Origin of the sequence: Methanosarcina sp. 2.H.A.1B.4, assembly GCF_000979385.1 — an archaeon.
Taxonomy (GTDB): Archaea; Halobacteriota; Methanosarcinia; order Methanosarcinales; family Methanosarcinaceae; genus Methanosarcina.
In genome coordinates this window covers 161353-178922 of sequence record NZ_JJOV01000031.1, presented here as the reverse complement: position 1 = coordinate 178922, position 17570 = coordinate 161353, and the positions used below count along the sequence as shown (strand labels likewise).

The window sequence follows — 17570 nt, the reverse complement described above, 5'->3', positions numbered from 1 at the left end:
GACAAACATTATTTGCTCTAGGGCGGTATAGCATAGGTGCAATCCCTTAGATGCCTGCCAATTCATTGTCGGGAGCCGTCACATTCCCAAAAAGCTCTTTATATATTTTTTCAGAACTTTTTAATCTGGGTAATTTTTCCTTGTATATGGAAATGCTTTATAATCCGTTATTTTTCTATAATAGTAATTTGTTATCTATCTACAATACTAATTTGTTATCTATCTACAGGGTTCTTAACATCCTCAAATGCCTGACTGCAGAAATCTGGGCAGGTATTTATATATCTAGAGTTAGGTCAGATGCCTGTAATCCATAATACTCAATAGTTACCCATGCGTCTTCGGTTAAGTGATGAATCGTGATAAATTGCCTCCACTTCCACAACATTTGTCAAATATTTGATTCAATTGGAGGCCGGAACAAGGTATCGATTTCATGTAATTATGCCAAAACTTAAGGTTGGCTTCCAGTACAAAATCGATAGCTTTAGGGCAAGAAAATTCCTTAACCGATGACCAATGAATAGTTACCTAACCTGAAACCGTCTACATTATAATACTGGGATTGCCTCATCTGGTAGATATTTACTTTCAGGTTGTATCTGCCAGTGCCCTAGCATGGCTTCTCAGGGGGTAATAATTCGCAAGACTGTAAATTCGTTATATCAGAAAGTAAAATCCATAACCTTTGAATTCCTTAATACTTATGGTTATGAAAACTTTAAGTCCTTTGTAGAAGCTCTATGGAAATCTATTAATTATTTTAGAGAATTTCATGTTCTACTTTCCGGAAACTTCAGAATTTGCTTGGGATTTTCCAATATCACAGAAGAACTATAGAATCTGGAATGTTTTCATCCCAGGCAAAAAGGTGCGTGAAAAATGATAGAAAGTGTACTCTGGCTCGCAGTTGGGTTAATGATTGCGTCATCCGTTATCCCCAGAACCTCAAGAGTTCATAAACTGGTAGGGGGTATAGGGTGGGGTGTTTTTTCCATCCATTGGGGTTACCAGCCTCTCCACTACATTGAGACCCTGGACTATGCCAATGTGGGCCTTACATTTGTATTTGCCCTGTTCTGCTTACTTATGGCATATATCATGTTTAGGGAGTACAGGGAAGGCCCTCTCCTTATAAAAAAGAATAGAGAAGTGATGCACTCGGAAGTTTCAACTCAGATTGCGGGAGATTCCCTTGACATAACTTCAATGATTACAAGTGCAAGTGCCCTTGGTGCTCTTGTTTATTTCCCGTTTGCAAATTTCTCTTCCCTGAACACCTGGATAATTGGCAACGTTACCTCACAGGTTATCTGGGTTCTTCAGTACTTCGATATCCCGGCATACATGAAAGCATGGAATATGATAACCCTTAATGGGTATACGGTTGAGATTATCCTGGCCTGTACTGCAATTGAAAGCATTGCTCTTTTTATGGGGCTAATAGGTGCGGTTAAAGCTCCCCTGAATCGTCTGGTCATGGCTTTCATCGTATCCGTACCTGTGATCTATGTGCTCAACCTTATCAGGGATATTTTTGTGGTTGTAGCTTATGGAGAACAGTGGTTTGGTGCTGATAGTTTCATAATTGCCCACAACTACATTGCAAAGGCAGGGTCAGGGATCGCTCTCTTTGCAATTTCATATGCAGTACTCAAGATTCTGCCTGAGTTGCTGGGAATGATCGACGGCCTTTGGGTCATACTTTCCGAAGAATTGAAATATCTTCTGCATAGATTTGCTGGGGAATGAGATCAATGATCGCAAAAGGATCTGAACCCTGGCTTTTTACAGCTGCGTCTGTAACTGCCCTGTTTGCAATTCTCTCAAGGGCAACGAATAGTTTACCCTTTCTTAATCATGCAGCTTATATGGGGATGGCATTAACTTTCTTTATGGTTATCTTTTTCAGGGATCCCGAAAGAAAGGTAGAAGTCTCTGACGCTTATATGATCTCCCCTGCCGATGGTACGATTATCGATATCAGGGACAGGAAAATCTGCATTTTTATGTTCCTTCAGAATGTACATGTAAACAGAGCTCCGATTTCCGGACGAATCAGGGAAATTACCTACAAGAAAGGTGGTTATCTCCCTGCTTTTTGTAAGGATTCGGAAAGGAATGAAAGAAACGAGTTCCTTATCCATAGCAAGTACGGGGATGTACAGGTCACACAGATTGCAGGCACCATCGCCCGCAGAATTGTCACATATTCAAATGTGAATGACACTGTCGAACAGGGTCAGCGTATCGGAATGATCCGTTTTGGGTCCAGAGTCGACGTAACAATTCCTCATGATTTCGACATTACAGTTTGTAAAGGGGAGCGGGTACTTGCAGGCAAGACCGTTATAGCAACAATAAAAAATGACAGGGACTTTTGAATATGAACGTATTTCAAATGTTAAGACTCCCGGACCTGGTCTCTCTTTTGAACCTGATCTGCGGGATTGGCTCCATTGCAGTAGCTGCCCAGAGTAACTCTTTTGGCTTTGCTTTGATCTTACTCCTGATTGCGGCAGTTGCAGATGGGGCGGACGGATACATTGCTCGCAGATTCAAAGGGGGAGAACTCGGGGAGCAACTTGACTCCCTGGCAGATACAGTCTCTTTTGGGGTTGCCCCTGCTCTTCTCATATTCCTGGAATTCGGGGAAAACGAACCTCTTGTCGCGATATTTGCAGTTTTTTATGCTGTATGTGGTGTGCTCAGGCTCGCTCGTTTTAATTCTACGATATCTACCCCGAAGACAGGATTTGAAGGGCTTCCTATCACCGCAGGCTGCATTATGCTGGTTACGTACCTTTTGCTTGGCGAAAGTATCGTGAGGATAGATTTCCTGCTGGCTCTGACTCTTGCTCTTTCTATCCTTATGGTGAGTTCCGTAAATTATCCGAAGATAAGGAATATCAAGGTCCTGGCTTTCGTAGCTGCGGTTTTCGGGATAACTGGTTTTCTGTACTTTATTGATCTCCAGTATATGCGGTTTTTTTCTTTCCTGCCCTTTATTCTGATGTTGACCTACCTGTTTTCTCCTTTCTTGAAGATCCCTCTGATTAGCGCTGTTAGCAGTAAAGATTACGGGAACAAAAAGGGACTGAAAGCCGGAGGGCGGAAAGAAAAGCATTAAAGCCAGTTCAAAGGTTACTATACAAAGATTACTATAGTTTCTCACTGGCACATTGAATTAACAAGGAGAAGTTTATTTGACCGGAAACAAAATAACCGATAGGGATAACGCATTCTTCGAAGCAGGAATAAAACTGGGAGCTCTCTACCATCAATTTACGGGGTCTCCAGTAAACCTTAAAACAGTTTCGAGCCTTGAGCAGGCTATCCAGGAAAGCATTTCAGTTCAGCCTTTTGTGGAAAGCATTTCCGTGAAAATCGACCGGGATCTCTTAAAAAGTAAGTTAAACAGTGAGTTCGGATACACCGAACTTCAGGGACCCATGCTTGAAGTTAAAATCACTGTAAAATACGGCTCTTCACGGGTGAAAGTTGCGATGGAATTCGATTCTGAACTGAATTATCCATTGATGAAAATTGAGGATATCGAATAAAATTAAGGGCCAAATAAACTTAAAAAATTGAAGAAAATTAAGAATTTAAATGCCTAAAAAATTAAATATTTAATTTAAGGGAATCAGGGGTTTTTAAACCTCTTTTTTTGAAATTTCAAAAGCCCTGACTACCTTTTCATTCTGTTCAGGGGTGCCGACCGTTACCCTGATAAAAGAATCTCCAGCTTCCCTGAAAGAATCACATGAGCGCACGATTATTCCTTTCATCATAAGGCTTTCCGTGATCTTTTTTGCTTTCAAAGGAGCAACATCTACAAGTACGAAGTTTGCCTGTGAAGGATAAACCGTAAATGGGATCTTTTTTATCAGGTATTCTCTGCCTTCCCTTGCAAGATTTATGCTTTTATTCAGGTGGTCTGTATCCGAAAGTGCGGCTACTCCTGCCCTTAAAGCCGGGAGGCTTACCGAAAATGGGGTGGCTGCCCTTGAATACTCCTTTACAAGCCATTCAGGCATTATCCCATAGCCCAGACGCAGCCCTGCAAGCCCGAATACCTTGGAAAAGGTTCTTCCAATTGCAAGGTTGTCATATTCCCTTACAAGCCCTGCAAGGTTCCCGTCCGCAAATTCAACATACGCTTCGTCCACAAACACAAGGGCATGGGTATTTTCAACGATTTTCCTCAGGTCAGCTTCGGGAAGGAGGTTGCCTGAAGGATTGTTTGGGGAGCAGAGGAAAATAATCTTTGTCCGGGAAGATACGGCTTCAAGGACCTTTTCAGGGTCCAGGGAAAAGTCGGGGTTCCGCCTGACAAATATTGGTTTTCCACCGCAGGCTCTGGCAGGCAATTCGTAATATGCAAAGGTCGGGGTAGGGATAATAACCTCGTCTCCCTTTTCAATGATTATCCTGCAAAGCCCATCTAGAAGCCCATCCATTCCGGGTCCGGAGGCGACAATGTTTGATACAGGAAAACCTGTGTATTTAGAGAGGGCTTCTCTCAGTTCCCGTGCATCTGCTGAAGGGTAGATATTTGCTCCTGGGGCTGCCTCTACAAGAGCCTGGACAGCTCTCGGGGAGGGACCCAGGGGGTTTTCGTTTGAGCCCAGTTTGATAATCGATCTGGGATTAAGCCCGTAAGCCGAAGCTATCTCTTCTATGGACTTTCCGGGAACGTACTCTGCAATATCAAAAATTTCTTTTTTTATCAGTTCAGGCCTGCTCAAGAACATCAACTACCGTATCGATCTGCTCTTTCGTAATCACAAGTGGAGGGACAAGGCGGAGTACTGAGTCCGAGGTGCAGTTTACAAGCACGCCGTGTTCCCTTGCAAAGTCTACAAATTTACCGCAGGGGTACTTGATTTCAACTCCTATCATAAGCCCTTTCCCGCGGACTTCCACAACATCGTCCCTTGCCATGCCTGAGAGCTTTTCCATGAAATAAGCTCCCATTTCCTTTGAGCGCTCCAGAAGCTTTTCTTCCTTTATTGCCTGGATAGAAGCAAGAGCTGCCGCACAGACAAGAGGGCCGCCTCCGAAGGTAGAAGCATGCTGTCCGCGCCCGAAACTTAGCCCGCTACGAGCTGCAATGGCACCCATGGGGAGCCCTCCTCCTAAGGCTTTTGCCATGCTCATAATGTCAGGTTCGACTCCGAACTGCTCTTTGCAGAACCAGGTCCCTGTCCTTCCAAAGCCGGTTTGCACTTCATCAAAGATAAGGAGGGTGCCGGTTTCATCACAGATCTCCCTTACTTCTTTTAAGTATCCGGGGTCCGGTATGTTTACCCCGCCTTCACCCTGAATGGGCTCAAGGATCACTGCTGCAGTATTTTCATTAATTGCCTGCCTGATTGCGTTGGCATCGGAATAGGGAACAAATGTAGTCTCTGAACTTACAGGCGGCATGAAGGGGTCCCTGTACATGCTTTTGTGGGTCACGCTGAGGGCTCCTATAGTCCTGCCGTGGAAGGAGTGTTCGGCTGCTACAAAGGCGCCTTTTCCCGAAGCCACGCGAGCCAGTTTCATTGCAGCTTCTACGGATTCAGCTCCAGAGTTACAGAAAAAGACGCGCTCCATGCCTGTAATCGAGGCAAGGGTTTCCGCAAATTCTGCCTGGATTTCAGTATAATAGAGATTGGAAACATGAATCAGTTTTTCGGCCTGTGCCTGGATTGCTTTAACAACTGTCGGGTGGCAGTGCCCTACATTGTTTACCGCGATGCCTGCCACGCAGTCGATATACTCTTTTCCGTAAATATCCTGGACAACCGCTCCCTTACCCTTTGAAAGCACAAGGGGCTGGTGTCCATAAGTCTGCATTACATACTTTGAGTCTTTTTCTATAACGGAATTATACCTTGCCTGCAGGTCGCCGGATTCAATAATGTTTTCTGTCAAGTGAATTCCTTTCCTTGAATTTGTGATCATAAGCTTATTTTAAAGTTTAGCCTTGAAAATTTATCTGAGGATTTAATTAGTGTTTCAGTGGTATTTATTATCTTAATGGACTGCTGATTTCTAAAGGACTTTATCTCTGGATTTTATAATTTCCTGATTAACTAATTTCTCAGTTTAAATTTTTCCCCTACCTTCACCAAAAACCAGATAATTCCCTGATTCCCTAAGATTCCCTGATTCCCTAAGATTCCCTGATCCCCTAAGAATCCCTGATTCCCTAAGAATCCCCGATTCCCTAAGAATCCCTGATTCCCTAAGATTCCCTGATCCCCTAAGAATATTACTGACTATTTGCTGCTCTCTCTGAAAAAAGAAAATTTTCTGCATTATTTTTTCCATTTTCTATGGAATTTTCCTGCATAATAACAAAATCAGGATTCACAGAAATATTCAATGTTTCAGGAGCAGCCTCCCTGAAAAAATTCTGAGTAGAAGAATTCTGGATTCAGGAGATCCGGATGTAAGCCGGAATTATGATCAGCTCTGGTGCTCTCCGGCTTCATGCCTTCTTCTTAATCTTCTCACTCCTCCAGTGCGCCGGGTCCTTCCTAACGCCGTGGTCCTGGCAGAATTTTCTCCCCTGCCTGGTACAAAGCCGTTTTTAGCTTTTGCACTGGTTTTTATGAGTGAGTCTATCTCAATTATGTCCAGAGCTTTCAGAAGCCCATCTTGAGGTAAAGCTTCCTTTGTTTCTCTTGGAATCACTTTCCCTAAAGCGTTAACATCTGCAAGAACTGGCTTTTCTCCGGCTTCCCGTAAGAAAGATACTCCCGATGGTGCCTTTATCGTACCGTCTACCCTTGCATTTTCATGCAACAAGACGGACTCGGCTTTTATTCCCCCAAAGACTCTGGTATTACGGCCAATATGTACCTGTCCTTTTGAAGATAGATTCCCATAGATAGTGCTGCTTTCTCCTATGCTGATCTTACCCTCGGAATAAACGCTTCCCTTCAGGATCAGGTCTTTTCCGGTTTCGACAGATTGTGCCCTTAAATTTCCTATTAGATAACAGTTGCTTCCGATAACCGCGTCTCCACCAACTTCAATGGCTTCAGGAGCTATTTTTGTGCCTGTGGGTATGATAAGTATTTTTTCAGCGGGCTCCTTCCCATCAGACTCCAGGTCCTCTTCGGAGTCGTCAAAAAGCTCTTCAAGGGCTTTTTCTACTTCCTCTCCCTTTCCAAGGCGCATCATCTCCCTGATGTACAGAAACAAAAATATGATTACAGGGACCGGGTTCCTGACAACTATCCAGCCTTTGGCTTCAAACCCACCTTTGATTTTGACTTCCTTTCCTACGTCCAGGTCCCCTTCGACGGTCAGTTTTCCATCAATGGCAACGAATTCTCCTAGATAGGCGTTTCTGCCGACTTCTACCCTGCCCCCCATTTTTGACCACATGTCAATCCTGGCATCAGAGCACGCTATCACGTCTCCGGAAACTGCAACCCCTTCTCCCATAATGACCATATCTCCAGATATGCCGTACTGGATACTGGAGTGGTTGCCGATAATAACGTCTCCCTCAACTATAATCCTGTTTGTTTCTATTCTGGTATTATCGGGAACCAGAAGATGCTTTAGGATCTGCTCGGGCTCTGAGATACTTTCACTCTCCGGGGAAACTGTTTTCTGTTATCTGGTGTAGGTTTCAGAGTGTGGTTTTTAAAACCACGGTGCTGAAAACACAATTATTTATTTTGCGAGTAGTATTCATTCAAAAATAACTATCTATGATATATTCTTATCCATTTTTTCCGCTTATGCTGGCATTTTTGAGCAGTAAAGATAACTCCTTATATATTATATCTAGATCTATGAAAATTCGTATAAAATGTAAAAATACCTTTTTGCTTCCCCTTTTCCGACATGGATGGGTCATTCTTCTTTTTTCGAAGCAGTTCCTACCCGTACATCTACAGCTGCCCCGCTGTCAAGAGACAGGATCTCTGCAGGGGATAAGAGCAACTGCCCTGTTGCAAGCAACCTGTCTGCTTTATCTGTAATAAGTACTTCTTCTCCTGCACGGAGTTCAGGATCAATCTCAATTACATGCTTTGCAAAAGCGGTTTTGCCTGCCTCCACAAAAGGAACAGCATCTTCCGAAACAACTACCCTGAGCCTTTTCCCGGGAAGAAGCCTGTGGACTATGGAAGCTCCTTCAATACTGAGCGTGAAAAAGCCATCCTTTGCTCTGGCTGTTGCAATTCTATTACCTGAGTGCAAGACCTGGCGTACTCTTTTTGTCCTTGATAACTGGAACGTTGATCCGTCAGGGAAAAGCTCTTTTCCTGTACCTTTTCCGAACTGGTAATCCGCAATCATACGGACCCTCGAAAGTCTTTCTACATTGCAGTTCATGAGGGTAAATAATATATGCAGACCTTAAAGCCGTTCCGGTCATCCATACTTCCAAAAATAAACTTCCGGGAGATCATTAAATTTATATTTTCTATATGAAATAATTAATTATTTATATTTTGTATATTTTAACCAGTAACTGTCTGGAAGTACAAATTTCGTCCTGATGTAAATAATAAGTAATTCTTGAATGTAAATAATAGGTAATTAATTGCCTGATTTGAAAGAGGGCTATAAATATAACTCTCAGGGACCCTCAGGTGCTGAAATCCTGCAAACGGAATCTCTCCAGCACCAACCACATTTTAAAAACGAAAACCCGAGGATTTTGTTGATTCGAAAAAACGTTTCTTTAGATGAAGCTCACCTCCTAAAACTCCAGCCTCTGCTGGAAAAATATGGAGGAAATTTAAGCGCAGCTATACGTGAAGTCATTGACCTGTCCAGTCCTGGCCCTGAAAGCCATGGAACTCCATATGAGATCGCTGAAAACCTGAGTAAAAGGAAAAGTTTCCCTGAGATAAGGGAACAGCTTATTCAGAGCGGCGAATGTGTAATGATGAGCCAGAAGACTATGAAATGGCTTGTTAAAAGCAGTTCCGGCAAACTTATGGATGAGGATGTTGTCCACGAACTGCTTAATCCTTACCTCCTCACTACAGTTCCCGAGTTAAAGGAATTCCTTAACTGCGGCAGTAAAAGCATGGGCTGGAAAATAGAAGTCTCGTGTTCCTTCAAGGAAGAAGTCGAACCCGAATCCTTCACCATGGATTTCATCGGCGGAGATCGGGACTTCCGTGAGTTTCTTGTAGGGATAGTCTGCATCTTCCTTGCGCGCTGGATGAATTTTGACGTTGAGGCTGTACACCGGAAGTCCAATTCAATTACCATATACCTGAAAAGTTTTTTTCGGCATGACCTGCAGGAAAAAGCTCCTGGCTTGAGTAAACACTTCGGTTCCAAAGATCTCCTGTATAGGGAAATTGAACGAAAACCTGATTTCTGGGTAACGCTTGCGGATCTTTACAAAAAATTCAATTATCAGAGGGTAAACCTGGATAAGAACTTTTTTGAAGCCCTGGTAGCAGGAAATCTTCCGGATATAACAAAATATTTTGAGATTAAAGCCGACCGTCCCCTCCGTGAGATTCCTCTTTCGGAACTGCTCCCTCTCTTTAAATACCTTGTAGTTGCCTCCCAGCTAGTGGATGACGTGGAAATATGTGCTGAGAAAGGAAAAGAGAATATAAAAATCCGGCATAATTATTCTGAAGAGAGCGTGGTTTTAACACTGATTCAGCTGTTTTCCAATGTATTTAATTCCGGCTGGCACAACTTCAGTGTGAGTTACGTATCCGAACTCATTATGTTTGATTTCACTCTTCCTGATACTTCAAAACGAGATGTTGTGTAAGGTTCCCAAGTTATGGATTCTTAATATAAAATAACAACTTTTATATATATATGCACGGCTCTTGTAAACTTGCTTGTAGTCTTTAAGCTCATAGTGTACCGGCACTGTCAGGTTGTTTGTTGAAAAGCACTCTTTATAAAGCAGGGATGACCTTTGATTCGCAAAAACGTTTCTATGGAAGATGAATACCTCCAGAAACTACAGCCCTTTCTGGACAAAAACAACGGGAACCTGAGTGCTGCAATCAGGGATGCAATAGAGCTTGCAGATGCTGCCCTTCAGGGACACGGGTCAGTAGAAAACGCCCTGGAATATTTTACACAGGGTTCAACAAAGTATCCTGAAATTCGCAACAGTCTGATCGAGAGCGGAGAGTGTATATTGATTAGCCAGCTTTCATTCAGGTGGTTTATTGAAAATACTGATGGGATATTGATAGATGATGAACTTGTAAGTGAATTTTTCAATCCGTATCAGATAAAAAATGTTTCTGATCTTCTGGAGTATCTCAATACACGTAGCCGGAATATGGGATGGGAAATTGAAGTTTCCATCAACACCTGGGAGGAGGATAAAACCGAGGTAATAGTGCTTGAAAACGGAGATCCCAGTTTAAGAGCTTTTATTGCTGAGGCAATCTCTATCTTTCTGGGTCGTTATCTGAACCTGGATGTTTCTTTTGTCCATCGGAAATCCAATTCTATCAGAATTTTTCTCAAAGAATACAGGTCTGACATGGAGGTTCCTCCGGGGATCAGAAAGAACTTCGGAACTCTTGACTATACTCTTAAAGAAATTAGAAGCAAGCCGGAATTCTGGATCTCCCTGGTGGAAAGATACAAACTGCAGAGATATCAGCGGATAAATCTTAACAAGGACGTCTTTGAAATATTTCTTTCCGGGGAGATTCCTGATGTGATAAGCTTTTTTGAGGTATCTGCAGGCAAGCCTATTCAGGAAATTCCGCTTTACGAACTGTTTGCCATTTTCAAAAAATTAATTTATGTTACCAATCTTGCAAATGATGTTGAAAGGACAGTTGATAGAGGAAAAATAATTCTAAAAATTCGACATCAATTTTCCGAAGAAATTGCTATTGCGAAACTTGTAAAGCTATTTTCAAATATATTTCAGACAGCAGGTTATATAATTGATGTCAGGACCGTATCAAATCTTATTATTATCGAGTTCGCAGACACCTGTTAATGTCTATCCTTCCCGTAACTGCAAATATTGAAATTTCTCTTCCTTCTGATTTCTCTTACAAACTAAATAATTTGGCTCACTTGTTCGCGTAAACGGAACTTTTAGTCTGTTGTTATTTTTGCTATTTTTATTTCGTATGTAACTGTTTTCTTGTCTTTTTTCTTCTTGAACTCTTCCTCTGCATATATACATTTTCGGTTCTTTCTTCTAGCAAAAAAATTAATAAGTAGAAGCTACAATCTAATACTGATTCATAAAAATGGAAAAGTACGGGGGATGAGAAAAGTCCCAATTTCCTGTGCTTCCAAAAAGGGAAAAGAGGAAGTCCGCTTGATAGTCCGCAAAAACATCTCGATTGATCAATGCTATATAGACAAATTAAAGCCCTTTCTGGACAAAAACAATGGAAACTTAAGTGCAGCGATAAGGGATTCTATCGAAATCGCCTCTCAGGCTCTTGATACAAATAAGAATGAGAGGGGAGAAAAAGACTCAAGTAATGCTTCAAAGAATGCTGAATCACGTAATAAAATGGTTGAGGAAGAAGAATTTTTGCTTATCCATCATACCATGCTTGAGTGGTTTATTAAGAAAACCTCAGGCCTGCTTATTGAAGAATCGACTGTATATGAGTTAATAAACCCATGTACTATTAAAAAAGTTCCTGATTTTGTTAGTTACGTAAACGCACTAAATGATAAAATGGGCTGGAGAATTAAAGTTAACGCTGAATGCACTGGAAGCCCGGAACCGGAAACTGTAATCCTGACCCTTTCAAACGGCAACCCCTGTTTCAGGGGAGTAATTGCCCAGAGCCTTGCTCTCTATCTGGCAAAGCAGATGAAACTGGACGTACAGGGACTCTTCAACAGGTCCAATGTAACTAAAATCTATTTTAGGCGGGTCGAGTTCCTTAATTATGAAAAAGTCCCGAAAGGGTTTGAAGAACATTTCGGGTCAATGGAAGGTACTTTCCGGGAGGTTCAGAGACGGCCGGAGCTCTGGAAAAACCTTATCAAGATCTACAGGCAGCAGAACTACCAGCGGCTCAACATGAACAAAAAAGTTTTTGAAGCATTTGTCTCAGGAAATCTTCCTTCAGTTGACGACATGGCAAGAGAATTTGAATTGCTTGCAGGCAAACCGCCGGAGACTTTCACCCTTGCAGAGCACATAATGATTTTTAAAGAACTTTACCTTACTGACAGTATAGGAAGCGATATTGAGGTCTGTACTGAGAAAGGCAATGAATATGTTAAATTGATTCACGATTACTCTGATAGAAAAGTTTGTGAACGCTTCATACGGTACTACTCAAATATTTTCGCCTCTATTGGTTATCTGTTTACAGTCACTTCAAGCCCCCACATGATTGTTTTCGAATTCAGCAAAAACATGGACTTCAGCCACATCTCCGAATCCGGACTCGTGGATGCGGAGGCTGAGCCATCCTTTACACCATGAATTTTTTACCCAGATGGATAAATTCATATGCGGGAGTTTCCTATCACTTTTCATGAGTGACGTAATTCTACTCTGGGACAGCCCTCTTCTTTTTGAAAAACTGTTTATTGAATATGGGCTCGAGTGCAGTAGGGCACTTTCAACGTCCCTGGGTACTCCTTATCTGCCTGCATGTAAAATTCTTATTTTGCCTACCGGATTTGCAAATAAGCAGTATACGAAAACAGGTGTTGGGCTTGAACGCGGCAAACGTTCCCTTGAAAGATTTGTGGCAAAAGGCGGAACCCTGCTTGTCTTCAGCCCTCTTGTCCCCGAATACGAGTATGAATGGCTGCCTTTCTCCCTGAAGTACGTAATGGAAGAAAACTCCTGCACACCTCATCCCGTGGGCGAACATGAAGCTCAGAAACTTATCGAAAACATTATTCCTCCTGCAGGATGTGATGGCTATTTCTCAGAAACCGATGCTGAAGTTGTTCTTGAGGATGACAAAGACAGGCCTGTTATGGTTGTAAAAGAAATCGGAGAAGGCATGATTGTTGCAACCACAATCCACGAATTGCCTGCAGCCGGGTTCTTTGAGTGCAGGGCTTCATGTACGAAAAAAGTAAAACCTTGAAAAGTAAAACCTTGAAAAGTGAAGGTCTGAAAAGTGAAACTTAGACCAAAAGCTTCGCTCTGTATTATATAACCTTAAATAAAATGTGACCTGGTACTAAAATGTAATCTGAAACTAAGAAATGCAGGAAAATCAGCGTAAAAACTTGATAATAAACATAAAAAAAGCTTTAAAGGGAAAACAAATAGCTATAGATAATAGTTTTTTGTCAACCTTTATTTTATCTTCTTTACATTTTTATCCTTTTTATACTGCTCTCTAAGTTTCTTGATCTCCTCTGCTTCATTTTTCATCCTGATTACAAAGAGGCCGAAGCAGGGCTTTATGAATTGAAATAGAATGTCATTTCCTGAAAAACCAACAGGTATAGCTGTACCCAGAAGGAAAATACCTTTTATATCGTACCCTCCGGGTACCAGGTACATATCCTCCGAATGTTCCTTTACAACTTTTTCACACTCTTTGGGGGTTGCGTTTTTCAGGAGGATCTCATAGTCAAATTCGCTTAAACATACCATTTTTGTACCTTTTATGATTTTTTTCTTTTAAATTAAGCAAGAAAGATTCTGGTAGCTGTCACGGCCCTCAAATGATCGCTAATTAATCTCTAAATTAAAATTACGGGGGGATGATATATAGAGATAGTCCATTCTGAAAAGAGTAAAAGAGGGCTCTGTAGAAATCAGAGGGCTCTGTAGGCAGAGAGCTCTATAGGAATCCTTAATTTAATCCAAATTATTTCTGCAACCTTTTTGCGTGTGGGAAGATTGAACCGTTTTAAGACCGATCTCAACAAGTTTAATACATAAACTGGTGTAACATGTAATGGTTAATCAGACCTTAGGGGATTGAAACACGGAACTCTGATGAACATGTTGAATTAAAAAGTTGTCCCGATTTCAAGGATTTCCGCCCAAATATCAATTGCAAAGGTTAAAATTCAGGGTTAGCCATATCCCATTCTTATAGATAAAATACATCATAAGAGACATCAGATATAATACATCAGATAAAATACATGAGAGATGAAATGTTATGACCGGCGCAAAAGTACTCCTCATGATGGGATGTCCGGAGGTCCCAATTCAAACCAGCATTGCTCTGTATCTTTCCCATAAGCTGACTAAATTGGGATTCGATGTAACCGTTGCCGGGACAGGTGCAGCAACCCAGCTTTTGAAGGTCTCTGATTCCGACGGCTATTATGCAAAAAAGCTGGCGAGTCTCGATAATACCCTGGAGGATATTATGGAGAAAAGAACGGATTTCGACATCTGCTTCGCCTTTATGCATAACGATGCCGGAATGACCTATGCTGCGACTATGAGCGCCATTTCTCAGTCCAGGCTGTACTCCATAGTTTTTGGCAGGAACGCCGAGGCTCTGGCCGAAACCATCGAGTTCGATTGTGAAAAGATCGTCTCAAAGGATGTTCACAACCCCGTTCGTCTCAAGAACAAGCTGGACAAAGTGATGGAGGAGATAGTCAAATGAGCTGTATTGAGCAGATGAAGTACGAGATCCTCCTGGATAGGACAACTTACAAGGATGCCAGAGAGTACATTGTGAATAACTCGGACGAGATTTACTATGTATCCCCCGGCTACAAGATCTTCAAGGACTACCACATAATAGGAGTACCTCCCATTGCTTTGGGGGCTAAAGGCAACGCTCTGATCTTCACCTACACAAAGCCCTGCTATGGAACTTTTGTCCTGACCGTAGACAACGAGGACAGCATTAAGGAGATAGGTCGGCTCAGGGAGACGGAGACGGAAAAAGTAAAGGCTTCTCTGAAGAAGGGCAAGCCTCCTGAGAGCCCGAAGGCACCCTCTGGTGGTTACCTGGATATGTGGAAAAAAGATTTATAAGAAGTAACTGAATTACAAGTGGTTACCCTGATCAAGATCACAGAAAAGGATTACCACAGAAAAAGATTCTCACAGAAAAGGATTACCACAGAAAAGGGATTTCAATATAGGGGAAGAGAGTTTTACCTCATTTTCCTCTAAATTGACATCAAAATCGGGTTTTACACTTATTATTCTTGTTCTATTATCAGGTCTTTGACCCTGATCCCGCTTTCCACGATTTTTCCTACGATTTTTCCGCCGGTAATCTCTGCAGCTTTTGCGGCATCTTTTTCCGGAAGGATGATCAAAAAGCCCATTCCCATATTGAAGGTCCTGTACATCTCAAGATCTTCAACTCCGCCTTCTTTCTGCAGGAGTTTGAAAATCTCCTGGGGCTCCAGAGGGTCATAAAAGTCAAAGCCTAGCTTTGTTACCCTTCTAAGTTTCAAAAGCCCGCTGCCTGTTATATGGGCAAACCCGTGTACTTCACATTCTTTAAGGACATCAAGGACTTCGATATAGATCCTGGTAGGTTCCAGGAGGTCATCTCCTATGGTCTTTGAACTGTCATAGGGGCAGGGGTCATGGTAAGAGTATCCGGATTCCTCTATGATCTTTCTCACCAGAGTGTAACCGTTACTGTGGACTCCTGTACTCGGAATACCGACAATCACATCCCCTACCTGGACCTTTCCTCCTTCAATAACATCCTCTTTTTTGACATACCCAAGGCAGGTGCCTGCAAGGTCAAAACCTTTGATGATATCAGGCAGGGTTGCGGTTTCCCCGCCTACAATGGACATCCTGGATATTTCGGCTCCTTTCAGCAGCCCTTCTCCTATCTGTGCTGCAAAGCCCTCTTCATGCTTTTCCAGGGCCAGGTAGTCCACAAAGGCTACAGGTTCAGCCCCTATTGCAAGGAGGTCGTTAACGTTCATTGCGATGCAGTCTATTCCAACAGTGTTCCAGCGCTGCATCTCGTTTGCAATAAGAACTTTTGAGCCAACCCCGTCCGTTGTCATGGCAAGGGCATACTCCCCGAAGTCCAGGAGCCCTGCATAGTGACCTATCCCTGTAAGGGGGGCTCCAATTCCTTTTCGAACATAACTCAGTTTGTCGATCAGGGTTTTGACGGTTTTTTCTTCTTCTGTGATATCCACGCCCGAATCCGCGTATGTTAGGTGCTTTTCGCTCACTCTCTTACCCTTCCTGCCTGCTTCATAGCTGTTTTTCAATTCCATTTCCATTGTAGAGTTTGAATTCGTCATGCAGGGTTTTGACTGCGGCAAATGCCTCATCTTCCCTTACCACGAAAGAGATGTTGTACTGGGAAGATCCCTGGCTGATCATAATAATATTAATCATTGAATTTCCAAGTGCCCCGAATACCCTTTTTGCCACTCCGGGGGTCCCTGCCATACCGGCACCCACAACCGCGACCACACAGACATTTTTATCCGAAGTGATTTCCTTTACGATTTCACGGTTGAACTCGGCATGGAGGGCATTTAATGCAGTCTCTACATGTGACTCACTGACCACAAAAGAGAGATTTGACTCGGAAGACCCCTGGCTGATCATAACGATGTTTACTCCTGCCCTTGCAAGTGCGGTAAAGAGCCTTGCCACAGTCCCGACTGTCCCTGCCATTTCGGCACCTGAGATGTTAATAAGGGCTACGTTTTTGATCAGGCTTACTGCTTTTACCACGTGCTTGCACTGGAATTTCTCTGCCACCACGAGTGTACCCGGGAACTCCGGGTCAAAGGTGTTCTTGACACGTACTGGAATATGTTCGCGCATTGCAGGTTCAATGGTGCGAGGGTGCAGCACGTTTGCCCCAAAGTAAGAGAGCTCCATGGCTTCTGCATAGGAGATCTGCGGGATGGTCTTTGCTTCGGAGACGATTCTCGGGTCCGTTGTCATGATCCCGTTAACTTCTTTCCAGAGCCAGATCTCGTCGGCTTTCAGGGCTGCACCAAGGATGGAAGCCGAGAAATCAGATCCGCTTCTGCCAAGGGTGGTGATTATCCCTTCTTCATTTTCCCCTATAAAGCCTGTGACCACAAGGACATGGGACTCAAGCCTGCACCCCAGCCTCTTTGGTACAAGCTCGTATGTCTTTTCCAGAGGGCGGGCATTTCCGTAATCCGAGGTAGTTACAATCCCTGCTTCTCCTCCGGTGTATTCGATTGATGAGATTCCAAGGGAGCGGACAGCACCTGAAACGATCGGAGCTGCCAGACGCTCCCCATAGGAGGAGATATAGTCGATTGACCTGTTGGTAAGTTCGCCCAGATAGCAGATCCCGATCAGGGCTTTTTCGAGCTCTTCAATCCGGAGGTCAAGGGTCTGGAGGACTTCTTTTGCGACATTGGGGTCGTCAATGGCATCCCTTACGGCTTCGTGGTGTTTGTTTGTAAGCTCTGTTCTAAACTCTTTTACAAGTGAAACCTTACCTTTTGTTGAGGCAAGGCGAGCATTTTCCAGAAGCCTATCGGTTACTCCACTGAGTGCCGAGGTTACCACCACGATCTGGTTGCCCTCCTCATAGTATCTTTTAAGGAGCTGGGCAACGTGACGGATCTTTTTTCCGTCTCCAACGGAAGTTCCTCCAAATTTCATTATAATTTTCATGATCGGATCACGTTTTGGCATTAAGTCG

Annotated in this window: 18 protein-coding genes; 10 read left to right on the top strand and 8 right to left on the bottom strand. The window is 43.0% G+C overall.

The features are described from left to right. The first annotated feature begins 882 nt into the window (after positions 1-882). The 4 genes from artA (at position 883) to EO92_RS05200 (ending at position 3563) form a co-directional block, all read left to right on the top strand. Positions 883-1752, top strand: a complete 870-nt coding sequence (gene artA, locus EO92_RS05215; protein ID WP_048132019.1) for an archaeosortase A — start codon at positions 883-885, stop codon at positions 1750-1752. Positions 1753-1757: 5 nt separating this feature from the next. Then, entirely contained in the window at positions 1758-2384 is a 627-nt protein-coding gene (locus EO92_RS05210; protein WP_048160497.1) for a phosphatidylserine decarboxylase, read from the top strand. Positions 2385-2401: 17 nt separating this feature from the next. Next, positions 2402-3130 (top strand): archaetidylserine synthase, encoded by a 729-nt coding sequence (locus tag EO92_RS05205; RefSeq protein ID WP_235283199.1) that lies wholly within the window; start codon positions 2402-2404, stop codon positions 3128-3130. Positions 3131-3206: 76 nt separating this feature from the next. Then, positions 3207-3563, top strand: coding sequence for a dihydroneopterin aldolase family protein (locus EO92_RS05200; protein ID WP_048169794.1), 357 nt, complete (start codon positions 3207-3209; stop codon positions 3561-3563). Positions 3564-3656: 93 nt separating this feature from the next. On the opposite strand, the gene hisC is transcribed toward EO92_RS05200, so the two are convergent. From hisC to EO92_RS05175, 5 genes are all read right to left on the bottom strand, one after another. Next, positions 3657-4757, bottom strand: coding sequence for a histidinol-phosphate transaminase (hisC, locus tag EO92_RS05195; protein ID WP_048169792.1), 1101 nt, complete (start codon positions 4755-4757; stop codon positions 3657-3659). Further along, entirely contained in the window at positions 4738-5925 is a 1188-nt protein-coding gene (locus tag EO92_RS05190) for an acetylornithine transaminase (RefSeq protein WP_048132067.1), read from the bottom strand. Before EO92_RS05190 ends, hisC begins: the two co-directional genes overlap by 20 nt. Positions 5926-6099: 174 nt before the next feature. Continuing rightward, on the bottom strand, positions 6100-6324 hold the full coding sequence (locus EO92_RS05185) for a hypothetical protein (protein ID WP_048169790.1): 225 nt from the start codon (positions 6322-6324) through the stop codon (positions 6100-6102). 138 nt (positions 6325-6462) lie between these two features. Continuing rightward, the gene (locus tag EO92_RS05180) at positions 6463-7449 is read right to left on the bottom strand and encodes a hypothetical protein (RefSeq protein ID WP_369793123.1); all 987 of its coding nucleotides are present in this window, start codon (positions 7447-7449) and stop codon (positions 6463-6465) included. Positions 7450-7866: 417 nt separating this feature from the next. Further along, positions 7867-8349, bottom strand: coding sequence for a PUA domain-containing protein (locus EO92_RS05175; RefSeq protein ID WP_048169788.1), 483 nt, complete (start codon positions 8347-8349; stop codon positions 7867-7869). Between the two features lie 331 nt (positions 8350-8680). On the opposite strand from EO92_RS05175, the gene EO92_RS05170 reads away from it, so the two are divergent. The 4 genes from EO92_RS05170 to EO92_RS05155 all read left to right on the top strand — a co-directional run bounded on the left by EO92_RS05170 (position 8681) and on the right by EO92_RS05155 (position 13052). After that, positions 8681-9763 (top strand): hypothetical protein, encoded by a 1083-nt coding sequence (locus EO92_RS05170; RefSeq protein WP_048169787.1) that lies wholly within the window; start codon positions 8681-8683, stop codon positions 9761-9763. A gap of 153 nt (positions 9764-9916) precedes the next feature. Then, on the top strand, positions 9917-10969 hold the full coding sequence (locus tag EO92_RS05165; RefSeq protein ID WP_048169786.1) for a hypothetical protein: 1053 nt from the start codon (positions 9917-9919) through the stop codon (positions 10967-10969). A 276-nt stretch (positions 10970-11245) separates the two neighbouring features. Continuing rightward, a complete protein-coding gene (locus tag EO92_RS05160; RefSeq protein WP_235283197.1) occupies positions 11246-12433 on the top strand; it encodes a hypothetical protein in 1188 nt (395 codons plus the stop codon). Positions 12434-12485: 52 nt separating this feature from the next. Beyond that, positions 12486-13052 (top strand): hypothetical protein, encoded by a 567-nt coding sequence (locus tag EO92_RS05155; RefSeq protein ID WP_048169785.1) that lies wholly within the window; start codon positions 12486-12488, stop codon positions 13050-13052. 215 nt (positions 13053-13267) lie between these two features. Here EO92_RS05155 and EO92_RS05150 read toward each other — a convergent pair whose 3' ends face one another. Continuing rightward, positions 13268-13570, bottom strand: coding sequence for a DUF1894 domain-containing protein (locus EO92_RS05150; RefSeq protein ID WP_048169783.1), 303 nt, complete (start codon positions 13568-13570; stop codon positions 13268-13270). 541 nt (positions 13571-14111) lie between these two features. Here EO92_RS05150 and EO92_RS05145 point away from each other — a divergent pair. Together EO92_RS05145 and EO92_RS05140 are read left to right on the top strand one after the other, a co-directional pair. After that, complete coding sequence (locus EO92_RS05145) at positions 14112-14546, top strand: DUF1890 domain-containing protein (RefSeq protein ID WP_235283196.1); 435 nt, start codon at positions 14112-14114, stop codon at positions 14544-14546. Next, positions 14543-14923 (top strand): DUF1894 domain-containing protein, encoded by a 381-nt coding sequence (locus tag EO92_RS05140; RefSeq protein WP_048169782.1) that lies wholly within the window; start codon positions 14543-14545, stop codon positions 14921-14923. Before EO92_RS05145 ends, EO92_RS05140 begins: the two co-directional genes overlap by 4 nt. 170 nt (positions 14924-15093) lie before the next feature. On the opposite strand, the gene purM is transcribed toward EO92_RS05140, so the two are convergent. Together purM and EO92_RS05130 are read right to left on the bottom strand one after the other, a co-directional pair. Continuing rightward, positions 15094-16101: a phosphoribosylformylglycinamidine cyclo-ligase gene (gene purM, locus EO92_RS05135; protein ID WP_048169840.1), complete on the bottom strand. Its 1008-nt coding sequence runs from the start codon at positions 16099-16101 to the stop codon at positions 15094-15096. 22 nt (positions 16102-16123) lie between these two features. Further along, positions 16124-17542, bottom strand: coding sequence for an aspartate kinase (locus tag EO92_RS05130; RefSeq protein ID WP_048132072.1), 1419 nt, complete (start codon positions 17540-17542; stop codon positions 16124-16126). Positions 17543-17570: the final 28 nt, after the last annotated feature.